Annotated in this window: 26 protein-coding genes; 9 read left to right on the top strand and 17 right to left on the bottom strand. The window is 38.0% G+C overall.

Annotated features, from left to right (window positions below; genetic code table 11):
- Positions 1-13: 13 nt before the first annotated feature.
- The 7 genes from H9L23_RS17215 to H9L23_RS17185 all read left to right on the top strand — a co-directional run bounded on the left by H9L23_RS17215 (position 14) and on the right by H9L23_RS17185 (position 5,458).
- Complete coding sequence (locus H9L23_RS17215) at positions 14-247, top strand: hypothetical protein (RefSeq protein ID WP_187591543.1); 234 nt, start codon at positions 14-16, stop codon at positions 245-247.
- 2 nt (positions 248-249) lie between these two features.
- Complete coding sequence (locus H9L23_RS17210) at positions 250-996, top strand: hypothetical protein (protein ID WP_187591542.1); 747 nt, start codon at positions 250-252, stop codon at positions 994-996.
- Entirely contained in the window at positions 993-1,547 is a 555-nt protein-coding gene (locus H9L23_RS17205; RefSeq protein WP_187591541.1) for a CopD family protein, read from the top strand. Before H9L23_RS17210 ends, H9L23_RS17205 begins: the two co-directional genes overlap by 4 nt.
- A 152-nt stretch (positions 1,548-1,699) precedes the next feature.
- Positions 1,700-2,857 (top strand): hypothetical protein, encoded by a 1,158-nt coding sequence (locus H9L23_RS17200; RefSeq protein WP_187591540.1) that lies wholly within the window; start codon positions 1,700-1,702, stop codon positions 2,855-2,857.
- 352 nt (positions 2,858-3,209) lie between these two features.
- A complete protein-coding gene (locus H9L23_RS17195) occupies positions 3,210-3,779 on the top strand; it encodes an RNA polymerase sigma factor (protein WP_187591539.1) in 570 nt (189 codons plus the stop codon).
- On the top strand, positions 3,760-4,515 hold the full coding sequence (locus tag H9L23_RS17190) for a hypothetical protein (protein WP_187591538.1): 756 nt from the start codon (positions 3,760-3,762) through the stop codon (positions 4,513-4,515). The genes H9L23_RS17195 and H9L23_RS17190 overlap by 20 nt, the downstream gene beginning before the upstream one ends.
- A gap of 145 nt (positions 4,516-4,660) precedes the next feature.
- Positions 4,661-5,458: an outer membrane beta-barrel protein gene (locus H9L23_RS17185; RefSeq protein WP_187591537.1), complete on the top strand. Its 798-nt coding sequence runs from the start codon at positions 4,661-4,663 to the stop codon at positions 5,456-5,458.
- Between the two features lie 122 nt (positions 5,459-5,580).
- Here the strand turns inward: H9L23_RS17185 and H9L23_RS17180 are convergent, their stop codons facing one another.
- Positions 5,581-5,994 (bottom strand): type II toxin-antitoxin system VapC family toxin, encoded by a 414-nt coding sequence (locus H9L23_RS17180; RefSeq protein ID WP_187591536.1) that lies wholly within the window; start codon positions 5,992-5,994, stop codon positions 5,581-5,583.
- The gene (locus tag H9L23_RS17175) at positions 5,987-6,265 is read right to left on the bottom strand and encodes a DUF6364 family protein (RefSeq protein ID WP_187591535.1); all 279 of its coding nucleotides are present in this window, start codon (positions 6,263-6,265) and stop codon (positions 5,987-5,989) included. Before H9L23_RS17175 ends, H9L23_RS17180 begins: the two co-directional genes overlap by 8 nt.
- Before the next feature lie 131 nt (positions 6,266-6,396).
- Here H9L23_RS17175 and H9L23_RS17170 point away from each other — a divergent pair, with 131 nt between their 5' ends.
- Positions 6,397-7,389 carry an ABC transporter ATP-binding protein gene (locus H9L23_RS17170; protein ID WP_187591534.1) on the top strand — a complete coding sequence of 331 codons (993 nt, stop codon included), beginning with the start codon at positions 6,397-6,399 and terminating at the stop codon, positions 7,387-7,389.
- A gap of 138 nt (positions 7,390-7,527) precedes the next feature.
- On the opposite strand, the gene H9L23_RS17165 is transcribed toward H9L23_RS17170, so the two are convergent.
- The gene (locus H9L23_RS17165; protein WP_167296843.1) at positions 7,528-7,941 is read right to left on the bottom strand and encodes a hypothetical protein; all 414 of its coding nucleotides are present in this window, start codon (positions 7,939-7,941) and stop codon (positions 7,528-7,530) included.
- Positions 7,942-8,076: 135 nt separating this feature from the next.
- On the opposite strand from H9L23_RS17165, the gene H9L23_RS17160 reads away from it, so the two are divergent.
- Positions 8,077-8,637, top strand: a complete 561-nt coding sequence (locus H9L23_RS17160; RefSeq protein ID WP_187591533.1) for a DUF4230 domain-containing protein — start codon at positions 8,077-8,079, stop codon at positions 8,635-8,637.
- Positions 8,638-9,141: 504 nt separating this feature from the next.
- Here H9L23_RS17160 and H9L23_RS17155 read toward each other — a convergent pair.
- The 14 genes from H9L23_RS17155 to H9L23_RS17090 form a co-directional block, all read right to left on the bottom strand.
- Positions 9,142-9,492: a cupin domain-containing protein gene (locus tag H9L23_RS17155; protein WP_187591532.1), complete on the bottom strand. Its 351-nt coding sequence runs from the start codon at positions 9,490-9,492 to the stop codon at positions 9,142-9,144.
- Between the two features lie 168 nt (positions 9,493-9,660).
- Positions 9,661-10,911, bottom strand: a complete 1,251-nt coding sequence (ilvA, locus tag H9L23_RS17150) for a threonine ammonia-lyase IlvA (protein ID WP_187591531.1) — start codon at positions 10,909-10,911, stop codon at positions 9,661-9,663.
- 306 nt (positions 10,912-11,217) lie between these two features.
- Positions 11,218-12,378: a 2-isopropylmalate synthase gene (locus tag H9L23_RS17145; RefSeq protein WP_025145848.1), complete on the bottom strand. Its 1,161-nt coding sequence runs from the start codon at positions 12,376-12,378 to the stop codon at positions 11,218-11,220.
- A 10-nt stretch (positions 12,379-12,388) separates the two neighbouring features.
- Positions 12,389-13,480: a 3-isopropylmalate dehydrogenase gene (leuB, locus tag H9L23_RS17140; RefSeq protein WP_187591530.1), complete on the bottom strand. Its 1,092-nt coding sequence runs from the start codon at positions 13,478-13,480 to the stop codon at positions 12,389-12,391.
- Between the two features lie 4 nt (positions 13,481-13,484).
- Positions 13,485-14,942 (bottom strand): ATP-binding cassette domain-containing protein, encoded by a 1,458-nt coding sequence (locus H9L23_RS17135; protein WP_187591529.1) that lies wholly within the window; start codon positions 14,940-14,942, stop codon positions 13,485-13,487.
- A 101-nt stretch (positions 14,943-15,043) separates the two neighbouring features.
- A complete protein-coding gene (gene leuD, locus H9L23_RS17130; RefSeq protein ID WP_187591528.1) occupies positions 15,044-15,631 on the bottom strand; it encodes a 3-isopropylmalate dehydratase small subunit in 588 nt (195 codons plus the stop codon).
- A 66-nt stretch (positions 15,632-15,697) separates the two neighbouring features.
- Positions 15,698-16,000, bottom strand: coding sequence for an antibiotic biosynthesis monooxygenase family protein (locus H9L23_RS17125; RefSeq protein WP_187591527.1), 303 nt, complete (start codon positions 15,998-16,000; stop codon positions 15,698-15,700).
- Between the two features lie 84 nt (positions 16,001-16,084).
- Positions 16,085-17,491 carry a 3-isopropylmalate dehydratase large subunit gene (gene leuC, locus H9L23_RS17120; RefSeq protein WP_187591526.1) on the bottom strand — a complete coding sequence of 469 codons (1,407 nt, stop codon included), beginning with the start codon at positions 17,489-17,491 and terminating at the stop codon, positions 16,085-16,087.
- Between the two features lie 60 nt (positions 17,492-17,551).
- Positions 17,552-19,033 (bottom strand): ketol-acid reductoisomerase, encoded by a 1,482-nt coding sequence (gene ilvC / locus H9L23_RS17115; RefSeq protein ID WP_025145842.1) that lies wholly within the window; start codon positions 19,031-19,033, stop codon positions 17,552-17,554.
- A 126-nt stretch (positions 19,034-19,159) separates the two neighbouring features.
- Positions 19,160-19,621: a DinB family protein gene (locus H9L23_RS17110; protein ID WP_187591525.1), complete on the bottom strand. Its 462-nt coding sequence runs from the start codon at positions 19,619-19,621 to the stop codon at positions 19,160-19,162.
- Between the two features lie 10 nt (positions 19,622-19,631).
- A complete protein-coding gene (locus tag H9L23_RS17105) occupies positions 19,632-20,024 on the bottom strand; it encodes a glyoxalase superfamily protein (protein WP_187591524.1) in 393 nt (130 codons plus the stop codon).
- Positions 20,025-20,119: 95 nt separating this feature from the next.
- Positions 20,120-20,758 carry an acetolactate synthase small subunit gene (gene ilvN / locus H9L23_RS17100; RefSeq protein ID WP_187591523.1) on the bottom strand — a complete coding sequence of 213 codons (639 nt, stop codon included), beginning with the start codon at positions 20,756-20,758 and terminating at the stop codon, positions 20,120-20,122.
- Positions 20,759-20,848: 90 nt separating this feature from the next.
- Positions 20,849-22,597 carry a biosynthetic-type acetolactate synthase large subunit gene (gene ilvB / locus H9L23_RS17095; protein WP_187591522.1) on the bottom strand — a complete coding sequence of 583 codons (1,749 nt, stop codon included), beginning with the start codon at positions 22,595-22,597 and terminating at the stop codon, positions 20,849-20,851.
- Between the two features lie 21 nt (positions 22,598-22,618).
- Complete coding sequence (locus H9L23_RS17090) at positions 22,619-23,209, bottom strand: ORF6N domain-containing protein (protein WP_187591521.1); 591 nt, start codon at positions 23,207-23,209, stop codon at positions 22,619-22,621.
- Between the last annotated feature and the right edge of the window lies 1 nt (position 23,210).

The following is a 23,210-nucleotide window of genomic DNA, read 5'->3' as shown; positions in this document are numbered from 1 at the left end:
TATTTTATCATTCATGACAGTTAAATCATTAAGCGACGAAGATAAATTACCGATAAAACAAGTAATTAAGGCCATAAGTAAAACGATGGATGATGTTCTTCGTGTGGTTGATGCTATGGATTTGGGAAGAACAGAGGTAAGGGCTGATGGCGTTTATAGAACTTATAATAATGGAGATACTGTAAAAATTTCTTCTGGAAATTTTGCAAAAAAAAGAGTTGAAAAAAAAAGGATTAAACTTTTTTAATAATGGCAATTAAGCCTAAGTTAAGAATTTTTGCAGGACCAAATGGTTCTGGGAAGACAACGATTTATAACTCAATTAAGCCAATTTATTTCTCTACTAAACTTTTTGTAAATGCTGATAATTTAGAATCAGACTTTAAGAGAAATAATTTTTTAAATCTTTCTGACTTTGATATTAATTGTTCACAAGCCGAATTTGAAAAATTCACTATATCAAATGGATTATATAATAAGGCTGGCTTTTCAGTAAAAAGTTGGAATTTAGTTTTAAAAGAGAATGTTATTGTAAAGGGAGAGCATAATATCTCTGATTATAACTCTTATCATTTTGCAATAATAGCTGACTTTATCCGCCATAAATTAATCAAGTCTAAAAAATCATTTTCTTTTGAAACAGTTTTTTCTCATCCGTCAAAGTTAGAATTAATCGAATTTGCCCACCAAAATGACTACAAGGTTTATTTATATTTTATTGGAACAGAAACGCCAATAATAAATTTAGAGCGGGTAAAAGATAGGGTAAAAAAAGGTGGCCATGTTGTTGGTGAGGATAAGATTGAGAAACGCTATTTTCTTACAATGGATTTACTTATAGATATGTTAAAAAAGGTTGACGAAACTTATCTTTGGGATAATTCAATGGGTAAACATATGTATGTTGGAAATATTAAGAACGGAATTTTAAATCTTGAGTTTTTAAATATCCCTAATTGGATAGAGGCCTATATTTTGAATAAAATAAAACAATGATAGAAACCTTATTGCCATTTTACCAATATTTTAAAGCTGTGCACATTGTGTTTGTAATTAGCTGGATGGCCGGTTTATTTTATATTTTAAGTCTTTTTATCTACCACACGGAAGCTAACGATAAACCTGAGCCCGAAAAAAGTATTCTCCAAAAACAGTTTGTTAAAATGGAGGCTACATTATGGAAGATTATTGCTACCCCCGCAATGATTATTTCCGTTTTGGCGGGTGCATCTATGCTTACTTTAAATCCAGACTTGCTTCAGGCTGATTGGATGTGGGTAAAGCTGGGTTTTGTTGTTGGTTTACTTATCTATCATTTTATCTGCCAAAATATCGTTAAACAGCTTAAAAACAATCAATATAAGCTAACAAGCTTTCAGTTGAGATTGTGGCGTGAGCTGGCTACCATTTTTATGATTGCTATTGTCTTTGTCGTAATCTTAAAAAACGCCATCAATTGGATTTATGGTTTAATTGGTATCATGGGCGTGGCTATGGCGATAATGATTGCGGTTAAACTCTATAAAAACTACCGTTTAAGAAAGTAGCTTAGAAGCTGAAAGACAAAAGACTAGCAAAGATCAAACAGCCTTCATTGTTTGCTTTTCGTCAACTTGTATGCAGCGCTTGATACTTGATACCCTGTACTTGATAATTTAATAAAAAACTATTCTAAATTTGGGCGATAAAATCCAAGCACATGTTTACAAACGCAGGTCTGAAAAGGGCCTTACTCTTAATAACTTTTCTTTTTAGTGCTTATTTTGCTTCGGCACAGTTCAATCAATCGGCTTTTGAGAACCGGATCCGACCCGATAGCAGCTTAACCAACGAGGTTCACTTCAACTTTTACAATTTAAACTACGTCCGCAATTACGAATACACCAACGATTTTCATGATGGTTATACTTTGTACGGAACGCAATTGCAGCCGCAGATCGTTTATTATGCCCATCCAAACCTCGCTATTACGGCAGGTGCTTTCATCAGAAAAGATTTTGGAAGGAACGGGATCTCCGATGCAAAACCTTTATTCAGCGTAAAATACCATAAACGTAATCTCACCTTGATTTTTGGAAGTTTAGAAGGAAATATTCAGCACAAGTACATCGAGCCTTTATACGATTTCGAACGAACTTTAACTACGCCGATTGAATATGGAACGCAGTTATTGGTAGAGCGTAAGAAATTTACCTTGGATGCCTGGATTGCATGGCAAAAAATGATCTATAAAGGTGATCCGGCCAAGGAAGAAATTATAGGTGGTTTATCGACCGAAAGCTTTTTAATTAAAAATGATGACTGGAAATTAAGTATTCCTGCTCAGTTTTTGGCTTTCCACCAGGGCGGACAGATTGATGTTTTAAAAGAAATCCCGATTACAACCATGTTTAATGGCGCCACAGGTATAAAGTTGCATAAAGACATTAATACCAATATTAAACAGGTATATACCGATAACTATATCGCCGTTTACAAAGATTTCTCTCCGGATAAAAGAAGGGCTTATCAAGGTGGCTTTGGTTTATGGTTAAATGCCGGGGTAGAAAGTAAATGGGGAAGTTTAGTAGCTTCTTACTGGAAAGGCAATAACTTTATTTCGATTAAAGGTATGCCGCTTTACGAATCGGTTTCTGATAACCTGTACAGTCCGGGGCTAAGACAGAGCTCGAGAAATATTGTTTCGTTGCGTTATGCTTACCAAAAAGAACTGATCCCACATTTATACCTTGATGTGCGTTTCGAACCGCATATTGATCTTGATCATACCGATAAACAACTTCAGTTTAACCACTCGTTTTTCTTAACCTATAAACAGGATTTTAAATTGTTTAAGGTGAAAAAGGAGGGAAGGTAGAAGGTAGTAAGGCGGAAGGTTTAGGGTGATAAAGTTCATACGATTTCAAACCTCGTAGGTTTTCGAAACCTACGAGGTTTTTTTTATTTTTAAGCTGTTCCCGGTTTATAAACCCGATAGCAGCGATTCCGATTCTTCATCGGAAGTAGCGAATAGCGGGACTACTGCTCACGATGAAATGCTGCATGTTCATTTTCAAATAAAAAATCTATATCTTTCTTGAAAAATTTATTTAAACTATATCTTGTTGATAATCAGTTGATATGAGGCTAATTTTAACTTTATTTAACTTTTTTTTACTCCCCATGCAACCATTGTTTGTAATTGCCCATCTTCTATATACAAACACACAATGAAATTGACGCGAAGCTATACGATAAACGATTTGATGGAAGGCTGCAAAGCTGGCGACCGGAAGATGCAGGAGCTGCTTTACAAGCAAACTGCAGCGAAGATGTTGGCCGTTTGTATGCGCTACGCCAAAGATAGGATGGAGGCAGAAGATGTGCTGCAGATGGGCTACATCAAAATTTTCCAAAAAATAAAGGAGTATAGGGGCGATGGCTCTTTTGAGGGCTGGATTAGACGGGTAATGGTGAATACCGCAATTGAAAGTTACCGTAAAAATTTACGCAGCTTAAATGTAGTGGAGATAGATGAAGCTTACGAACAGCCATCAACCGGATTTGATTTTGGCACTTTAGGTATGCAGGATCTAATGAAGGTAATACAAAAACTGGCCGATGGTTACCGCATGGTTTTTAACATGTATGTAATAGAAGGTTATTCGCATAAAGAAATTGGTGAAACGCTTGGTATCTCAGAAGGCGCGAGTAAATCGCAATTATCGAGAGCAAGGGCAATATTAAAAGAAGAAATTATAAAAATGGAGGGTTTTGGTTATGCAACATATACGGGATAAGGATTTTGATCAGTTATTTAAGGATGCTTTTGCTGATGCAGAAGTAATGCCATCAAGGGATTTATGGAGCAATATTGAAAGCGAAATAACACCTAAGAAAAAAAGGATTATACCAATTTACTGGTTATCGGCAGCCGCTGTGTTATTGATTGCTACGATTGGGATTTTGGTTTATCAACGGCAGAATGATACTACTGAAGGTAAACAATTGGCTAATAATTCAATTGAAAAGCCAAAGCAAGCGGAAGAGGCACCGGTTGTTAAAGATCAGCTACCTGCAGTAGTTAAGCCGGTTAAAGATGTTGCACCAATTTTGCCTGTTGAGCTTAAACCAGCAAGGGCTATTGCTAAAACGAAAGTTAAACAAGATGTTGTTAAGCCTGTTGAAAAACAACGCATGGTTACTGCACCTGAAATGCAAAAGCAGGAAACAATGATTGCACAAGTTGAAAGCCCAAAAAATGATATCAAAGCACAAATTGACGCCGCTATTCTTTCGCAGCCTAAAGTGGATATTGTAACGGCAAGCAATCCAACAACTGTTAAAACTGATGAACCTATTAATGATAACGAACAAAATAAAGGGATCCGCAATATGGGCGATGTAATTAACATCATTGTTAACAAAGTTGATAAGAGAAAAGATAAACTGATCCAGTTCCGTACCGATGATGATGATTCTTCTTTATCATCGATCAATATTGGTCCTTTTAAAATCGGTAAACGTAAGAAATAACAGTTTCAATTGGCAGTGGCCAGTTATCAGTTCACAATTATCAGTTTTTAGTTAGCAGTATTCAAGATTTAAACTTTTTAACATTGAACATTACAACCTTTAAACTTTACAACATTTATAACATTAAAATAACAAACACACAGATATGAAACGTCTAATATTTACAACACTATTGGTAAGCGGACTTGCCGGTGTTATGGCTCCAGGTGCTTTTGCACAACAAGATTCTACAAAAAGAAATAGAAGGGATTTAGATTATGGTATTGTTAAAATAACCAGGGACGGCAAAGATAGCGTAAATAAACAACCAAAAAAAGGCCGTTTTGTTGGTGGAATTACCTTCACCAGGATTGACTGGGGTTTCTCCAGATTAATTGATAACGGAAGTTTTAATTTATCTCCAAACAATGATTTTTTAGATTATAAAGGCGGAAAAACCAGTACTTTCTCTTTTGATATCTTACAGTTTGGCTACCGTTTTAATTCTAACTTTAAAGTGTATGTGGCAGGTGGTTTCGACTGGACTTTAATCCGTTTGAGAAAAGACATTACCATTGCTAAAAATTCGAACGAGTTTGTTTATACTGATCAATCGCCCGTACATTTTTCTAAAAACCGTTTCTCCAGCAGTTATGTTCATATTCCATTAAATTTTGAATTCCGTACCAATGAAAACAAAAACGGTAAAAGATTTTACCTGGTTTTAGGTCCGGAGGTTAGCTTTTTGTTAAACGGAAAAATTAAACAGATTAGCGAAGAGCGTGGTAAAGAGAAACAATATGATAGTTACCATTTTCAGTCGGTTCGTTACGGAGGTACCGTTAGATTTGGTTACGGAGGCTTAGGATTGTTTACCAAATATTACTTTAACGATATGTTTACTACCTCACAACAAGCTGGCTTAAAGAATATGAGTTTCGGAGTTACCTTCGGATTAAACTAAGCCACATCAATTAAATAGACTGATTAAGTCTCTCCTTTTAGGAGAGATGTCCGAAGGACAGAAAGGTTAACACACAAATAAAACAGATCCTGTTTCGGTTAGGCGAGACAGGATTTTTTGGTTTATAATGTTTTTAAAAACATTATAGGTGTTAGCACGCTTAGATTACTCTTTTTGTAGTCTTTAATATTTCTTGTAACTATAGCATTAATTGATCCATGGTTTTCAGCCGAAAAATTTTGGAGCGCATCTTCAAAATCTGTGAACTCAGAATCAATAGCTTTAATAATAGTATTTTTGTCTATTGTTATCACGTCCAAGAAAACTAACAGCTGTTTAAAATCGGCCATAATCGTTTTGTGTTGGAAATGCTTCCTTAGAATATAATAAGTATTTGATATTATTAAACCTGTTACAAATCCTTTTACCTGTCTTTTTTCACAGGCACTTAAAATTTTAATAGATTCATCTAAAAATGGTTTTCTTTGAAGAAAAAAGTCGAGGAGTATGTCAGAGTCAATAATAATATTACTCATTGTCCCAATATTTTTTATATTTCTCGTCTCTAATTTTTGATAATTCCTCTTTATAATCATAGTCTTTTGGTAAGTCTACTTTTGAACGATTCATCATCAATGATTTAACTATAGGAGACAGCTCATCATCTTTGGTTACTTCTTCCTTTTTGGTTACAGCTTTTAAATAATTCTCTACGACTGCAGATAAACTTCTTCCTTGCTGTTCTGCGTAGGCCTTAGCATGTTTGATAACAGATTTATCTATAGTTAAAGTTAGCTTGGTGTTCATATTATCTATAATTGACGTCTTTATATAAATATACAATTTTATAAATATATAAATACATCTCTATACGTGCAAAAATAAAATATAATACACGTGTAATTTTTATCGCTCTACCTTTTTCTTATCTTTACCCCGTGAGCAATACCCTAATCAGCGTTAAAAATTTAACCAAGCAATATCAGGCAGAACAGGCCGGTGGAATCAAAAACATAAGTTTCGATATTAAAAGAGGCGATGTAGTGGCTATTATAGGCGAGAGCGGTAGTGGAAAATCAACTTTATTAAAATCGATCTATGGGCTGTTAAAAACCGACTCAGGTGAAATATTTTTCGAAAATCAAAGAGTTAAGGGCCCGGACGAACAATTGATTCCCGGACACAAACAGATGAAAATGGTTACTCAGGATTTTTCGCTGAACATTTATGCAAAAGTGTACGATAATATTGCCTCACAGCTATCGAACACAGATCTGAAAACCAAAGCCGAAAAAACGCTTCAGATGATGGAGCACCTTCGGATTTTACCGCTGCAAAATAAAAAAATCATTGAATTGAGTGGTGGAGAGCAGCAGCGTGTGGCCATAGCCAAAGCCATGGTGGCCGATACACAGGTTTTGCTATTAGATGAACCATTTAGCCAGGTTGATGCTTTACTTAAGAACCAGCTGCGTGCCGATATTAAACGCATCGCTTCAGAAACAGGCGTTACCGTCATTTTGGTTTCTCATGATCCTGCAGATGGTTTATTCCTGGCCGATCAATTATTGATTCTCAAAAATGGTGAACTGTTGCAAACCGGAAAACCAGCTGAAATTTACCAGCATCCGAAACACATTTATACGGCTCAGATTTTAGGTAATGCCGTGGTTTTATCGAAAACTGATGCCGAAAAAATAGGATTAAAAACACAAAAAGAATCCGTGGTATTTTATCCCGAATGGGCCGAAATCAACAGCAACTGGAGCAGCAGGCGTTTTGAAGTAAAAGATGTGTATTACAAAGGTTTTTACGACGAACTGCTCTTAGAAAGAAATGGCGTTAACATCCGGGCTTTACAACTGAACAGGGGAGAGCATAAAAAAAATGACCACGTTCAATTGAATATTAGTCATTTTTTAGAGTTTTAAGTGTAGTTATAACTTTTTAGTATATCAAGGGATACACCATGTTTACATCCGCGACTTTTTAATGTGGGAAAATTAGCACATAAAAAAAACGACCACATTCAATTGAACATTAGTCGTTTTTTAGAGTTTTAAATGTTTTTAATTTCCAGCGTAATCAGAAGGTATAATAACAACTTTAACTAAAGTATTGTAGTTAGGTGGTACAGTAGCTGTCAAATTATTGGTGTCTTGAACATCAAACCTTAAACCTCCATTAGAAACTTTATAGCTAAAAGCATTGTAATTGAATGTATAAGGTAATTGGATATCACCATTTGGATCGCTAGGGTGTTCGAAATATACTAGAACACCTTCATCATCTAATGTTACTCCGTCAATGGCGGCTAGCGGCTTACTTACAGAATAACTCCCGTTAGCGTTTCGTACCCATTCATTTGAGTTAATCGTGAAATTATAAGTTTTGGCTCTTAATTCTTGATAGACAGTTTCTTTCTTGCAAGAAGCCAGACCTAGTGTGGCGATGCAAAGCATTAGGATGGTAAGTTTTTTCATTTTGATTAGTGTTTATTTGTGTGTGATCTAGCTATTACAAATCTTTTGCCAAAAAAATATTATTAGTGAATTATGGATTAATTATTGTGCAACAGATTAAATACACAACATATTGAAACCTTATTTTTTTATAATATGAAGATATTTTTCCGTCTCTTACCCTGGTTAATTTTAATTGTTGCAGGCTACTTATTTATCTCCAAAAAGTTCAGTATCAATACCTCTGTTGAAAGCAAACATCAGCTTCTGGTAGAAAAAATCGAGACTATCGGTAAACTGGAGCTGGTGAGGTACCAGATCAGCGATGTTTTGGAGCATAAAAATAAAACAGATTTTTTACCTGAAGCCAGTGTTTTATTAATTGTAAAAGCCGAAGCCGTAGGTTGTATCGATCTTACCAAAATTACCCGCGAAGATATTAGCATTGATGCGGACACCGCTGTAGTAAATTTACCACAGCCCGAAATCTGTTATGTAAAAATCGATCATAAAAACTCCCGTGTTTACGACACGAAGATGGCTTTTTTTCGCGAGGCCAGTTTGGTAGATGAGGCTTATAAAGCTGCTGAAAGACAGGTGACTGCAGAGGTTAATAAATCGAGTATTTTAGCACAGACTAAAACAAATGCCATAACGGTGCTTAAACCAATTGTTGAAGGTTTGGGCTATAAAAATGTGAAGTTTACTTTTGAGTAGGGGATATAGGTTAAGGTTTAGTGTTGGGGGTGTAAGGTTGACTTCCAAAGTCTTACATGGTGTGCTATAATGTGGCTGTAAATATTGAAATTATTTTAGTGCTCTGTGCCGCACGGCATCAAACTTTTGAGGCATCAAAAGTATGCAAAAATGCTTCGTCAATCCAGCTAGGAGCCTCCACACACCTCTAGGCACATCAAAAAAACAGTGGCACTTTGTTTTGTGTTTGTTATGCTAAGTGAAAGTTTTTGCAGACCTTGAAACACAAAACCACTGCGTGTGAGGTTTGGTAGAGCCAATTGTTCTTTTTTACGCCTGTTTTTTTGATTTTCCGGCTCTTGGGATTGACGGCGTTCTTCGGTAAAACCTGTATTTTATTAAAGCAGGTCAGCAAAATGCATAAAAACCACCAAAAAAAATGTGTCTACATATAGTACATCAGGAGTTAGGAAGGCTGTAGATTATCCATCCAAACCTCCGACTTCCCGACTTCGGACCTCCGTCTTATTTCAAAAAATCTTCCCTGTGCGGATTAAAAATATCAACCAATAATCCCGCTTCTAAACAAACAACACCATGATAAACGTTTGATGGGGCAAAGAAAACATCACCTTCATTTAAGATTTTCTTATCATCGCCCATGCTTACTTCAAAACTTCCTTTGGCAACATAGCTCATCTGTAAATGAGGGTGATTATGAATGGTGCCAATGGCATCTTTTTCAAATGCTACTTTAACCAGCATAAGGTTATCATCATAAGCCATAATTTTACGTTTAACGCCTGCTCCTAAATCTTCCCAGTCGATATCGTTATCCGAAATTAATGCTTTGTTGCTTAACTCTTTGAAATTCATTTTTTATAAGTATATATTAAAAGGATTGTTGTTTTTCCCGCGAAGGCGGGAATCTTAAAGCTCTTGAATTAGGATTCCCAATCAACCCGATAGCTATCGGGTTGATTGGGAATGACGAACCGCCTTTGCATTCTCTACGAAAAACATTGCGTCCTTTGCGGTTAATCCTTAAACCAAATATTCAAACAAAGTCTGATCCTGGTTTAATTCGATAATTTCAAATTTAAAGTCTTTCATGCGCTGCAATAAACTCGCATAATCGTTTTTGTTCGAAAGTTCGATACCCACCAATGCAGGGCCATTTTCTTTATTCGTTTTTTTAATAAACTCGAAACGGGTAATATCATCCTGCGGACCTAAAACCTCATTCACAAATAATTTTAAAGCACCTGGTCTCTGCGGGAAACGTACAATAAAATAATGTTTTAGACCTTCGAAAAGTAAAGATTTTTCTTTAATCTCCTGCATGCGCTCTATATCGTTGTTTCCACCGCTAACGATACAAACTACCGTTTTATCAGTAATCTGGTCCCTAAGCTGATCTAATGCGGCCACAGAGAGTGCTCCTGCAGGTTCAACTACAATGGCATCTTCGTTATAAAGTTTTAATATGGTGGTACAGATTTTTCCTTCAGGGATCAAATGCATCTGATCAAGAAGTTCCTTACAATATTCGTACGTAATGTGTCCGATCCGTTTTACAGCGGCACCATCCACAAAACGGTCTATTTCTTCTAAAGTATAAGGGCCGCCGTGTTCCATGGCCGTAACCATTGATGGTGCACCTAAAGGCTCAACGCCAACCAGTTTTACATCAGGTTTAACGGTTTTCATATAGGCACTCACGCCTGATGCTAAACCACCACCACCAACAGGCATCACTAAGATATCTAAATCCGGTAGGTCTTCATAAATTTCAACACCAACTGTTGCCTGTCCTTCAATTACTTTTTCGTCATCAAAAGGGGGAATGAAAGTAGCCGATTTTTCGGCACTGTAAGCCAGCGCTTCTTTTAAGCAATCGTCGAAGGTGTCGCCAACTAAAATCACTTCTACACTGTCGCCACCAAACATATAAGTTTGTTTAACTTTTTGTTTAGGGGTAATTTCGGGCATAAAAATAACACCTTTAATGCCGAGTTTTTTACATGAATAGGCTACGCCCTGTGCATGGTTGCCCGCACTTGCACACACAACACCGTTAATCAAAGCATCCTGCGGCAATGTACTTATTTTGTTGTAAGCACCACGTAATTTGTAGGAACGTACAATCTGGAGATCTTCTCTTTTTAAATAAATATTGGCATTATAATGAGCAGAAAGTCCGGCGTTAAACTCTAAAGGCGTACGTTTTACCACGCCTTTTAATCGTTGGGCTGCAGATTGAAAATCTAGTGTATTTGGTGTTGTAGTATTCATTGTTGTAGTATCAGGTATAGAGAGAATTAAGTATAAAGACCAATATTCTCTTATGTTTTTTGTAAAGCAGGGTTTGGTACTTTTCGGTTATTGCAGTCCTGATATTCGTTCCAATCTTTTTATAACGGCTGTCCTCCTGAGAACGAAGAATCTGTTTCATCGGTTGCAGATGCTTCGTTCCTCAGCATGACATTATATTCAAGGTTGCTGCAATTAAAAAGTATTTCCACTGCTATCAGGTTTAGGAAGCTTAGGTTAGTGTGTTAAATTAAAACGCTAACCGCTTAGCACTAAACCCTAACCGCATTAAGCCAAGTGCAAAGCCACCAATTGGTTTAAATCGTGGTCGTTAATGCCTTGTTTGCTATCGGCCAAAACCAAAAACTGTTTGTAAACAATATCTAAATGATCTTTTTCCAATTTGTGGCCTAAACGGTCTAAATGGTGTTTTAAAGCATGGCGACCGCTTCTTGCCGTTAATACGATGGTTGCATCGGGGAAACCGACATCTTCCGGTTTAATAATTTCGTAGTTCTCACGGTTTTTCAAGAAACCATCCTGGTGAATGCCAGAACTGTGTGAAAATGCGTTTCCACCAACAATTGCTTTGTTCGGTTGTACCGGCATATTCATCTGGTTCCTCACCATGTGACTCATTTCGTAAAAGCGGGTAGCATCAATCTGGGTATTTAAACCCAAAATTTTGTGCGTTTTCAAAATCATGACAACTTCTTCCATTGATGTATTGCCTGCACGCTCTCCGATGCCGTTAATGGTACATTCTACCTGACGGGCACCATTTTGTAATCCAGCGATAGAATTCGCTGTAGCCAGGCCTAAATCGTTGTGGCAATGCACAGAGATAATGGCTTTGTCGATATTTTTTACGTTTTCTTTTAAATAAAGAATTTTCGAACCGTATTGGTCTGGCAAGCAATAACCATTGGTATCTGGAATATTTACCACGGTAGCACCTGCTGCAATTACGGCTTCAACCATTTTAGCTAAAAATTCGATATCAGCACGGCCAGCATCTTCTGCATAAAACTCCACATCCTCCACAAATTTTTTCGAATACCTTACAGCTTCCACAGCACGTTCTAAAATTTCTTCGCGGGTACTGTTAAATTTATGTTTAATGTGGAAATCGGAAGAACCGATACCCGTGTGGATACGAGGTCTTTTAGCATAACGCAAAGCATCAGCAGCCACATCGATATCGTTTTTATTCGCACGGGTTAAGGCACAGATAATCGGGTTGGTAACCGCTTTCGATAACTCGATTACGCTATTAAAATCTCCTGGACTGGATACCGGGAAACCAGCTTCAATCACATCTACACCTAAAAGCTCAAGTGATTTTGCGATTTCTACTTTTTGGTTTGTATCTAACTGGCAGCCTGGTACCTGCTCGCCATCACGCAATGTGGTGTCGAAAATATAAACTTTGTTCGGGTCGTGAATCATAATCTTAAGTTTAGGAAGTGATTAATTTTTGGGATAAGAATTTAATTACCAATTTGCCCATTTCGGCGGTGCCTAAAACTTTGAAACGGTTTGTGTTTTGATCGGCAATATCATGAGTTCTGAAGCCCTCTTTTAGTACCTGATCGATGGTGTCAACCAATAATTTGGCTTCTTCTTTAAGTCCGAAACCAATTTCTAACATTAAAGCTGCCGATAGGATAGAAGCCAATGGGTTGGCTAAATCTTTGCCTGCAATATCGTGTGCAGAACCGTGGATTGGCTCAAAGAAACCTGTGCTTTCGCCAACAGATGCCGAAGCTAACATACCCATTGAACCCGCAATCTGCGAAGCTTCATCGGTTAAAATATCACCAAATAAGTTGGCTGTTAAAACCACGTCGAATTTTTTAGGGTTCTTGATCAGCTGCATTGCAGCATTATCAATAAACATGTGCTCAGTTTCTACATCAGGGTATTGTTTTGCAATTTCCTGAACGGTTTCGCGCCATAAGCGTGAGCTTTCTAAAACATTTGCTTTATCTACCGAACATAATCTTTTATTACGTTGTTGTGCAGCCTGGTAAGCTTTATGCGCAATGCGTTCTACTTCATAACGGTGGTAAATCATTAAGTCAGAAGCTGTATTTCTGTCTTCAGAGCGTGTTTTTTCACCGAAATACACATCGCCGGTTAATTCGCGGAAGAACAAAATATCGGTTCCCCTTAAAATTTCGGGTTTAATGCTCGATGCTTCAAGAAGTTCATCAAATAGTAATATCGGACGGAGATTGGCAAATAAACCCAATTCTTTACGGATTTTTAAAAGGCCTTGTTCTGGTCTAACTTTTAAACTTGGGTCGTTATCATATTTGGCGTGGCCTATTGCTCCAAAAAGGATGGCATCGCTTTGTCTTGCTTTATCTAAAGTTTCATCTGGCAAAGGTTCTCCGGTAACTTCTATAGCCGCATGGCCCATTAAGGCTTCGTCAAGTACAAATTCATGGCCAAAAATTTCGGCAATTTTTTCTAATGCTGCCTTTCCCCAGGTTGTAACTTCGGGTCCAATACCATCTCCAGGTATTACTAAAATGTTCTTCTTCATTGTACTAAACGTTTTCTAGTATAGTTTCGACGACTTTTACCTCGCCTTTTTCTAACAATATTCTTTTTTCTATGCAGGTTGGCAGCTGCGATTCAAAATGGCCAACATAAATTAAGGTCATTCCGTTGCTACACAGTTCGTCAACCAATTGGTTAAAGTGCTGCGTTTGCTGGCGGTCTAAGCCCTGGCAGGGTTCATCCAGAATTAACAGTTCGGGATTTTTTATAATCGTCCGCGCTAACAAAACCAGTCGTTGTTTACCAAGTGGGAGTGCGGTTAATAATTCATTTTTATTTTCAGTTAGGCCGAAGTATTCCACCAGCTCATCAACCTGTGTGCTTTTGGTATAGGGCAATTGTTGGAATAAACCTACAGTGTCGTAAAATCCGGAAGCAATGCTTTGCCAAACGGTAGCCGTGGGATCGAAATACCAGTGAAACTCGGGCGAGATTAAACCGATATGCTGTTTAATATCCCAAATACTTTCACCACTTCCACGCCTGTTGCCAAATAAATAGAGTTCGTTGGCATAAGATTGCGGGTGATCGCCATTTACTAAACTTAACAGGGTAGATTTTCCTGAACCGTTATGGCCCTGTAAAAGCCATTTTTCGCCTGCTTTAACTTCCCAATTGATATTTTTCAATACCTGTTTTTCGCCATAGCTAATGTTTACGTTAACCATTTTTACAATTTCCTGAGAACTGTAAACAGGCGATTCTTTTAAGAAATCCGGAATTTCTCTTAAATGGATTTCGGTAGCTGAACTTTCTAAAGCATCTACTTTAACCAATTGTCCGTCTCTTATTTCGGCAAATGATGTTATACAGTTTGGTAATTCTGTGTCGTTGCAAATTAAGATCAATTGAACACCTTCTTCTGCAACCTCATCCAACAGGATATTTAAATTCCTGCGCGAAGCAACATCCAAGCCCGTATAAGGTTGATCGATAATTAATAACTGCGGTTTTAACCAAAGCGCTTTTACCAGTTGCAGTTTTTTATGTTCGCCACTGGATAATTCGATGAGTTGTGAACTGGCAAATGTTGCAAAGCCCAAAGCTTCTAAAATGGGTTCAACCTGATCGAAATGAAGTCCTTTTTCTTTGCCATAACCCACCAATTCTGCATGAACGGTTAAAGTTTCTTTAGCCTGCTGACTGGTGTAACGTTGTTGGTAATAAAAATTGGCAACACCTTCTAAGTTTTTAAACTGGTACCAGCTTTCGACAAATAAGGTTTCAGCAGGTAACAGACTTTCGTGGTCAAAATAAATTTTTACATCTCCAGGTGCACTTTGCATGCCACCAATGATTTTAGCCAAAGAGGTTTTTCCGCTTCCACTAATTCCCCCTAATACCCAATTTTCGCCTGGATTAATGGTCCAATTCAAATCCCTTAGCACAGTTTTTTGCTGAAACTTTAAGTTTAAATTTTGGATGCTGACGAAATGCTCTGTCATGTTTTTTTATTTTTTTTACCACCTGAGGCACCTAGGCGCATCTTAGTTTAGTAAATTTTATTATGCCTTTAGTCGTTTAGCTTTTCAAGCCTTCAACCTATCTACCCTCGGCCTACCTCAAATTCTTCAATTAATTGTTTTTGGTTTAAGATAAAATCGATATCATCATAACCATTGATCAGGCATGATTTTTTGTAAGGATTAATCTCGAAAGATTCTTTAGCCCCGGTTTCTACAATCGTAACGGTTTGATTTTCCAAATCTACCTCTAGAGCTGATTTTGCATTGTTATCAACCGCTTTGAAAATCTGCGCCAAAAATTCTTCACTTACCTGAATAGGCAATAAGCCATTGTTCAATGCATTTCCTTTGAAGATATCGGCAAAGAAGCTACTGATTACCGCATCAAAACCGGCATCCTGAATGGCCCATGCGGCATGCTCGCGACTACTTCCACAACCAAAGTTTTTTCCGGCCACCAAAACCTGACCGCTGTAGGTTGGATTATTTAGTACGAAATCTGCTTTAGGCTGGTTATCATTTTCATAACGCCAATCGCGGAACAAATTTTCGCCAAAACCCTCACGGGTAGTCGCTTTTAGAAACCTTGCAGGGATAATCTGGTCGGTATCGATGTTCTCTATGTTTAAAGGCACTACTGCCGATGTTAATTTTGTGAATTTTTTCATGTCAATTAGTATCAAGTAAGGAGTACCAAGTAGCAAGACTCGTATTCCACTTTTTATCTTTTATCTTTAAGCCTTACTACCTTCTACCTTAGTAAAGTGCTCAACTGTTGGAAAGGGATCATAAAAGTGATGCAATAACTTCTTCCAATCCTGGTATGCTGCTGATCCTCTGAAACCTTCGGTATGTGCTTCCAGGGTTTCCCAATTTACCAGCAGAATATATTTATTTTCTACCTCTACGCACTTTTGAAGCTGATGCGAAATGTAACCTTCCATTGAGGAAATGATTTTTTGTGCCTCTTTAAAAGCTTTTTCAAAATCGGCCGATAATCCGGCTTTTACATTTAGTATGGCAACTTCTAGTGTCATATATTTTGAAAATGATCATTCTTAGGAACGAAGAATCTGTTTCTTAGGTTGCAGATGCTTCCTTCGTCAGCATGACAGTTATATTTAAGCTTTCTCCAACATTTCTCTTACGTCGGTAATTTTTCCTGTTACGGCTGCTGCTGCTGCGGTAAGCGGACTGGCCAATAAGGTACGTGCATTTTGTCCCTGTCTACCTTCAAAGTTTCTGTTCGATGTAGACACACAGTATTTACCCGCCGGTATTTTATCTTCGTTCATCCCTAAACAGGCACTACAGCCAGGTTCGCGTAACTGGAAACCAGCAGCTTCGAAAATTTTATCTAAACCTTCGTTTTTAGCCTGTTGCTCTACTTGTTTCGATCCTGGTACAATCCAAACGGTAACATTATCAGCTTTGCGTTTATCTTTTACAAAATCCGCAACTTCGCGTAAATCCTCAATGCGTGAGTTGGTACAGCTTCCGATGAACACATAATCAACTGGTTTTCCGATCAATGATGAATCATCATCAAAGCCCATATAATCCAATGCTTTTTGGTACGAAAGTTTTTCTTTTTCTGGTTGTGCGCCAGTTGCCGGAATATGTTCCTGAATACCCATACCCATCCCCGGATTTGTTCCGTAGGTGATCATTGGGGCGATATCAGCTGCATCGAAAGTTAACACACTATCGAATTTGGCATCAGCATCGCTATATAAAGTTTTCCAATAGGCTAAAGCTTTATCCCACTCTTCGCCTGCAGGAGCAAATTCTCTTCCTTTAATGTAATCAAAAGTGGTTTGGTCTGGTGCAATTAAGCCTCCACGTGCCCCCATTTCGATACTCATGTTACAGATGGTCATACGGGCTTCCATACTTAAAGCCTCGATTGCCGAACCTGCATATTCAATAAAATAACCTGTACCGCCAGCGGCAGAGATTTGAGCTATAATGTATAAGATAATGTCTTTTGCCCCAACACCTTGTCCAAGTTTGCCGTTTACCTCAATTTTCATGGTTTTAGGTTTCGACTGCAATAAACATTGCGTTGCGAAAACCTGTTCTACCTGAGAAGTGCCGATGCCAAATGCAATAGCGCCAAAAGCACCATGGGTAGAGGTATGGCTATCACCGCAAACCATCGTTTTACCCGGTAGAGTTATGCCCAGCTCTGGACCGATAACGTGTACAATCCCTTGAAAAGGATGACCTAATCCATAAAGCTCTATGCCGAATTCTGCACAGTTTTTGGTTAACATATCTACCTGATAGCGCGAAAGCTCCTCTTTAATGGGTAACAACTGGTTTAAGGTTGGAACGTTATGATCGGCAGTGGCAACAGTTTGTTTCGGACGGAAAACAGGTAAACCTCTTTTGCGCAAGCCATCAAATGCCTGCGGAGAAGTTACCTCATGTATTAAGTGTGTATCAATGTATAAAATATCGGGAAATCCTTCTTCACTTTTTACAACGTGAGCATCCCAAATTTTTTCTACTAATGTTTTTGACATTTTTTTATATAATTATTTAAACCTCGCAGGTTTCGCAAACCTGCGAGGTTTGTAAGTTTACTATGCAGTTTTAATCGCCTTCATTGCTGTCATTGCTTTACGCAATGTAGCTCCGATTTGCTCTACTTCGTGTGAACGGATAGCTTCGTTAACATCAATTAGTTTTCTGTTATCAACAGCGCCATCTTTACCTTCATTAAAGTTTTTACCAACTAAATCAGTATCTACTTTTTTCATGAAATCGCCTAAAAGTGGTTTACAAGCCTGATCGAACAAATAGCAACCATATTCTGCAGTATCAGAAATTACGCGGTTCATTTCGAACAATTTTTTACGTGCAATGGTGTTGGCGATAAGTGGCGTTTCGTGTAACGACTCATAGTAAGCAGATTCTGGTTTGATACCTGCCTGTACCATGGTTTCGAAAGCCAGTTCAACACCAGCACGAACAAAAGCAACCATCAAAGTATAGTTATCAAAATATTCCTGCTCGCCGATTTTTACATCACCAGCTGGTGTTTTTTCAAAAGCAGTTTCACCAGTTTCAGCTCTCCATTTTAAAAGGTTTTTATCGCCGTTTGCCCAGTCTTCCATCATGGTACGGCTAAATTCGCCACTCATAATGTCGTCCTGGTGTTTTTGGAATAATGGACGCATAATGTCTTTCAATTCTTCCGAAATTTCGAAAGCTTTGATTTTAGCCACATTGCTTAACCTGTCCATCATGGCCGTAATACCACCTTGTTTTAAGGCTTCGGTAATTACTTCAACGCCATATTGAACCAATTTGGAAGCGTAACCTGCATCGATTCCTTTTTCTACCATTTTATCGAAAGATAGGATAGAACCTGTTTGCAATAAACCACAAAGGATGGTTTGCTCGCCCATTAAATCAGATTTTACTTCGGCTACGAAAGAAGATTTTAGTACACCTGCTCTATGGCCACCAGTACCTACGCAATATGCTTTTGCCTGAGCTAAGCCTTTACCCTGAGGATCGTTTTCAGGGTGAACAGCAATTAGGGTAGGTACACCGAAACCACGAACATATTCCGCTCTAACTTCACTACCCGGACATTTAGGCGCAACCATAATCACGGTTAAGTCTTTACGGATCTGCATGCCTTCTTCAACGATATTGAAACCGTGAGAATATAATAAAGTAGCACCTTCTTTCATTAAAGGCATAATTGCATTTACAACAGCGGTGTGTTGTTTATCTGGAGTAAGGTTAATTACTACATCTGCATTTGGAATCAGCTCTTCGTAAGTGCCAACAGTGAAGTTATTTTCAGTTGCATTTTTCCACGAATCGCGTTTACCTTCAATTGCTTCCTTACGTAAAGTGTAGCTTACATCTAAACCACTATCTCTTAAATTTAAACCCTGGTTTAAGCCTTGTGCGCCACAACCTACAATTACCAGTTTTTTGCCTTTTAAAGCGCTAACGCCATCTAAAAATTCGGCACTGTCCATGAAGTCGCAAACACCTAATTGGTTTAATTTTTCTCTAAGAGGTAGTGTGTTAAAATAATTTGCCATTGTTTTTTATTGGTTAATTTCTAGTTTAATTATCGTTCTATATATTCTATTTTTCCTTTGGGTTGATTACACAGATGGAGTAATTGCACGGATTTTTTATCCATTTTCCATCTGACATCTTCCATTTTACATATACTTTTTCAGTGCCGATGCGTAACCGCAATGCACGTTATCGTGACCAATGGTTGTAATCAAGACCTCTTCTATACTATTCAGTTGCACGCCATAAGTTGCAGTTGTAAAAGGAGTGATGCTCGAAAATTTTCCGTTTGCATAATCTGCTTTTATTCTTTCAATACTTTCAATTGCTATGGTTTTCAATTCTGCTACTTCTTCTTCTGATACGGTATAGGTTGGTCTTGTATCCTTTTTGTAATAGTCGTTAAACTTTACCGATGCTGCATCTTCTAATATTCCTGTGCGCACGTAACAAAGCGTTTGTGTACTCACAACGATGTGCCCAAAATTCCAGATGATGTTGTTGTTAAAACCATCAGGGATTTTATTCAGTTCTTCGATGGTTAAACCATCAATTAACTTGATAAATGCCTTGCGTGAGTTTATTATAAAATCAAATACTTCGTTCATTATTTTTTCTTTAATCTTTAATCTCTGTATTTTGAGCTTCGTTTCGCTCTTCGTTAAAAGTAATCTGGTTAAAGAACGGATCGTTTACAGTTACTGCCCAGGTTCCATGAAAAGTTTTCTCTAAGCCTGGTCTGTTGTATTTGTAATTCTTTGCTGTTATTTCTTTATGGAATTCCTTTAAACCTACACAATCAATGTAAACATGCGCTCCAGGGGCACTATCTCCATGGTGTTCGCTTAAATGCAGTTCGATACCGTTCAATGAAACCTGTATATAAACCGGGGCATTTTTTTCAAAAGTGTGTTGCCAGTCTATTTTAAAGCCCAGCCAGTTTACATAAAATTCAATTGCTTTGTCGTAATCGAATATCCTTAAAATCGGTATGGCTTTATTGCATTTCATATTATAGTGTTTAACTGCAAAGGGCGCTAAGGTTTTCGCAAAGATCACTAAGCATTATGCTTTTACCTTCCACCTTTCTGCCCTCTACCTTTATACTACATTGTAAAGATTTTCTCTCCTTTTTCTAAAAACTCGTTTTCTATCAGTTCTTCCCCTGGTTCGAAAGCTTCAAACTCTTTAAGTTTTTCGTGGAAACCAGCGCTATCTTTAATGATTGCTACGCGTGCAGAACGTACAAATTCAATTAATTCGTAAGGTTCTAAGGCTTTTACCAAAGCATCAGTCTCTTCGCGGTGACCTGTTACTGCAAAAACTGTATAATCTTTGCGGATCACTACAGCGCTTGCGCCATATTGCCTTAATAAACGCTCAACAGTTACTTTTTCGGCAATTTCATCTGTAGAAACCTTGTAAAGTGCCAGTTCCTGCCAGATAATTTCTTCGTTAGTGTTGAAATATACTTTTAATACCTCAATCTGCTTTTCAATTTGGCGGGCAAGTTTCCTCACCACTTCATAACCTTCGTGAATAACGATGTTGAAACGGTGTATTCCATCAATTTCTGATGGCGATGTATTTAAACTCTCAATATTAATTTTTCTTTTCGAGAAGATAATCGCAATCCTGTTTAACAAACCGATGCGGTTTTCGGCATAAACCGTGATGGTGTATTCCTGCTTACCTTCTAAATCGGCTTTATCTATTTTATGTTCTAATGTGTTTTCAGTACTCATGTCCAAAATTTTTACCACCAAGGCACAAAGGCCACGAAGGTTTTGTTTATGCTATTTTTCGCTTTAGTCTTTCTGCTTTAATCTTTCAGCTTACTTCAACCTGATTTCGCTTACGCTCATTCCCTGAGGAACCATCGGGAAAACGTTATTTTCTCTACCTACCATAACTTCTAATAAATAAGAGCCTTCGTGGTTGATCATCGTTTCTAACGCTTGTCTTAAGTTTGCACGTTCATCAACTTTGCTCGCTTCGATGTAGTAAGATTTAGCCAATGCCACAAAATCAGGACTGGTGATGTTTACAAAAGAATAGCGTTTATCATGGAATAACTGCTGCCATTGACGAACCATACCTAAGAAACGGTTGTTCAGGATCAGGATTTTTACTGCTGCACCAAACTGCATGATGGTACCTAATTCCTGAGGTGTCATCTGGAAACCACCATCGCCGATAATGGCAATAACCGTTTTGTCAGGAGCACCATATTTAGCCCCAATAGCTGCTGGTAAACCAAAACCCATGGTTCCTAATCCACCAGAAGTAATGTTGCTGCGGGTATTATTGAATTTTGCGTAACGGCAGGCTACCATTTGGTGCTGACCAACATCAGTAACAATTATAGCATCGCCACCACAAATTTCGTTAATGTTGCGCAACACTTCGCCCATGGTCATTTCATCACCTGTTGGATAAAGTTCAGGTGTAATAACCTGGTCTATTTCCTCCTGGTTATATTGTCTGAATTTAGCTAACCAATCTTCGTGTTTGTTTTCGTTAACCAAATTGGTTAGCAGGGGTAAAGTTTCTTTACAATCGCCCCAAACGCCAACCTCAGCTTTAACATTTTTGTCAATCTCAGCAGGATCGATATCTAAATGCACTACTTTAGCTTGTTTTGCATATTTGTCTAAACGACCAGTTACTCGGTCATCAAAACGCATACCTATGGCAATTAGCACATCACATTCGTTGGTTAGCACATTTGGTCCGTAATTACCATGCATACCCAACATACCTACGTTTAAAGGGTGTGAAGTTGGAATAGCACCTTCGCCCATGATAGTCCAAGCAGCAGGAATACCTGTTTTATTGATAAAAGCTTTAAATTCTTCTTCAGCTTTTCCTAAAACAACACCCTGGCCAAATAAAATGAATGGTTTTTTGGCTGAGTTGATTAATTCGGCCGCTTGCTCTATATATTCCATCCTAACTTTTGGTTTCGGACGATAACTGCGTATGTGGTTACATTTTATATATTCAGGAAATTCCTCAATCTGTATTTGTGCATTTTTGGTAATGTCGATTAAAACAGGACCTGGTCTGCCGCTTTTAGCAATGTAAAAAGCTTTGGCCAATACCTCCTGAATTTCTTTGGCATCAGTAACCTGATAATTCCATTTGGTAACCGGGGTAGTAATGTTGATTACATCCGTTTCCTGGAAAGCATCCGTACCTAATAAATGGGCGAAAACCTGTCCGGTGATACAAACCAATGGTGTACTGTCGATCTGTGCATCGGCTAAACCAGTAACCAAATTTGTTGCACCTGGTCCGCTGGTTGCAAATACAACGCCAACCTCACCGCTTGCTCTTGCAAAACCCTGAGCGGCGTGGATTCCACCTTGTTCATGGCGGACCAATATATGTTCTAATTTATCGGCATAATCGTAAAGGGCATCATAAATAGGCATGATTGCTCCACCCGGATAACCGAAAATGGTGGTTACACCTTCTTCAATTAATCCATTCAACAAAACCTGCGAGCCTGTTCCTTTAAAGGTTTTTGAGGTTTCTGCTTTCGCCTCGGTTTGTTGTATTGTTTCTTGTGCAGTTTCCATAGTTATGTTTTTGCGGTTCTATTATTCTTTAATTTTAAACCCTATTCTTTCTCTGTCGTTCCACTTTATCTGAGCAATTTTCTCGTCAATTAAGTTTTCCATGGCATCATAAAGTTCGTTGAGTTGAACATCATGCTCACCAATACGTTCTTTAATTTCTGTTAGCTGTTCGTTAATGTTGCTTTGTTTCAGCAATATTTTACGCACATCAACAAAGGCCCTCATAATTGCAATATTCATGTTAATGGCCTTGTCGCTATTTACAACGCCGCTTAACATGGCTACACCCTGCTCGGTAAAAGCGTAGGGCAGCTTTCTGGTGCCGCCCCAACTTGAAGTCACAAATTGTGACTTCAAGTTGGGCTGATCCTTTATCACAATTTGTGATGAAACACCCTGATTAATTGCTTCTGTTTGAAATTTTATACTTTCAAACTCTGCCGAAGTTAACTGAAACATAAAATCGTCAGGAAAACGCTTAATGTTACGTTTTACTGCCTGATTTAATACCTTGGTTTCAACTTCGTACAAAATTGCCAGATCAAAATCGAGCATTACTCTTTCTCCCCTGATTTCATAAATCCTGTTTTGAATACTTTTAATTATCTGCATA

It is taken from the genome of Pedobacter roseus, from assembly GCF_014395225.1.
GTDB classification, from domain to species: Bacteria; Bacteroidota; Bacteroidia; order Sphingobacteriales; family Sphingobacteriaceae; genus Pedobacter; species Pedobacter roseus.
The sequence above is the reverse complement of the archived record's forward strand: the minus strand, read 5'-3'. Positions and strand labels throughout refer to the sequence as shown.

What these genes read in the sequence shown, in the direction of transcription:
- H9L23_RS17205 (WP_187591541.1), top strand. Translation starts at nt 993, where the DNA reads ATGATAGAAACCTTATTGCCATTTTACCAATATTTTAAAGCTGTGCAC.
- leuD (WP_187591528.1), bottom strand. Translation starts at nt 15,631, where the DNA reads ATGAAAAAATTCACAAAATTAACATCGGCAGTAGTGCCTTTAAACATA.
- H9L23_RS17160 (WP_187591533.1), top strand. Translation starts at nt 8,077, where the DNA reads ATGAAGATATTTTTCCGTCTCTTACCCTGGTTAATTTTAATTGTTGCA.
- ilvA (WP_187591531.1), bottom strand. Translation starts at nt 10,911, where the DNA reads ATGAATACTACAACACCAAATACACTAGATTTTCAATCTGCAGCCCAA.
- H9L23_RS17180 (WP_187591536.1), bottom strand. Translation starts at nt 5,994, where the DNA reads ATGAGTAATATTATTATTGACTCTGACATACTCCTCGACTTTTTTCTT.
- H9L23_RS17195 (WP_187591539.1), top strand. Translation starts at nt 3,210, where the DNA reads ATGAAATTGACGCGAAGCTATACGATAAACGATTTGATGGAAGGCTGC.
- H9L23_RS17175 (WP_187591535.1), bottom strand. Translation starts at nt 6,265, where the DNA reads ATGAACACCAAGCTAACTTTAACTATAGATAAATCTGTTATCAAACAT.
- H9L23_RS17105 (WP_187591524.1), bottom strand. Translation starts at nt 20,024, where the DNA reads ATGAAATGCAATAAAGCCATACCGATTTTAAGGATATTCGATTACGAC.
- H9L23_RS17125 (WP_187591527.1), bottom strand. Translation starts at nt 16,000, where the DNA reads ATGACACTAGAAGTTGCCATACTAAATGTAAAAGCCGGATTATCGGCC.
- H9L23_RS17110 (WP_187591525.1), bottom strand. Translation starts at nt 19,621, where the DNA reads ATGAACGAAGTATTTGATTTTATAATAAACTCACGCAAGGCATTTATC.
- H9L23_RS17135 (WP_187591529.1), bottom strand. Translation starts at nt 14,942, where the DNA reads ATGACAGAGCATTTCGTCAGCATCCAAAATTTAAACTTAAAGTTTCAG.
- ilvC (WP_025145842.1), bottom strand. Translation starts at nt 19,033, where the DNA reads ATGGCAAATTATTTTAACACACTACCTCTTAGAGAAAAATTAAACCAA.
- H9L23_RS17165 (WP_167296843.1), bottom strand. Translation starts at nt 7,941, where the DNA reads ATGAAAAAACTTACCATCCTAATGCTTTGCATCGCCACACTAGGTCTG.
- leuB (WP_187591530.1), bottom strand. Translation starts at nt 13,480, where the DNA reads ATGAAGAAGAACATTTTAGTAATACCTGGAGATGGTATTGGACCCGAA.
- H9L23_RS17190 (WP_187591538.1), top strand. Translation starts at nt 3,760, where the DNA reads ATGCAACATATACGGGATAAGGATTTTGATCAGTTATTTAAGGATGCT.
- ilvB (WP_187591522.1), bottom strand. Translation starts at nt 22,597, where the DNA reads ATGGAAACTGCACAAGAAACAATACAACAAACCGAGGCGAAAGCAGAA.
- leuC (WP_187591526.1), bottom strand. Translation starts at nt 17,491, where the DNA reads ATGTCAAAAACATTAGTAGAAAAAATTTGGGATGCTCACGTTGTAAAA.
- H9L23_RS17215 (WP_187591543.1), top strand. Translation starts at nt 14, where the DNA reads ATGACAGTTAAATCATTAAGCGACGAAGATAAATTACCGATAAAACAA.
- H9L23_RS17145 (WP_025145848.1), bottom strand. Translation starts at nt 12,378, where the DNA reads ATGATTCACGACCCGAACAAAGTTTATATTTTCGACACCACATTGCGT.
- H9L23_RS17210 (WP_187591542.1), top strand. Translation starts at nt 250, where the DNA reads ATGGCAATTAAGCCTAAGTTAAGAATTTTTGCAGGACCAAATGGTTCT.
- H9L23_RS17155 (WP_187591532.1), bottom strand. Translation starts at nt 9,492, where the DNA reads ATGAATTTCAAAGAGTTAAGCAACAAAGCATTAATTTCGGATAACGAT.
- H9L23_RS17200 (WP_187591540.1), top strand. Translation starts at nt 1,700, where the DNA reads ATGTTTACAAACGCAGGTCTGAAAAGGGCCTTACTCTTAATAACTTTT.
- ilvN (WP_187591523.1), bottom strand. Translation starts at nt 20,758, where the DNA reads ATGAGTACTGAAAACACATTAGAACATAAAATAGATAAAGCCGATTTA.
- H9L23_RS17185 (WP_187591537.1), top strand. Translation starts at nt 4,661, where the DNA reads ATGAAACGTCTAATATTTACAACACTATTGGTAAGCGGACTTGCCGGT.
- H9L23_RS17090 (WP_187591521.1), bottom strand. Translation starts at nt 23,209, where the DNA reads ATGCAGATAATTAAAAGTATTCAAAACAGGATTTATGAAATCAGGGGA.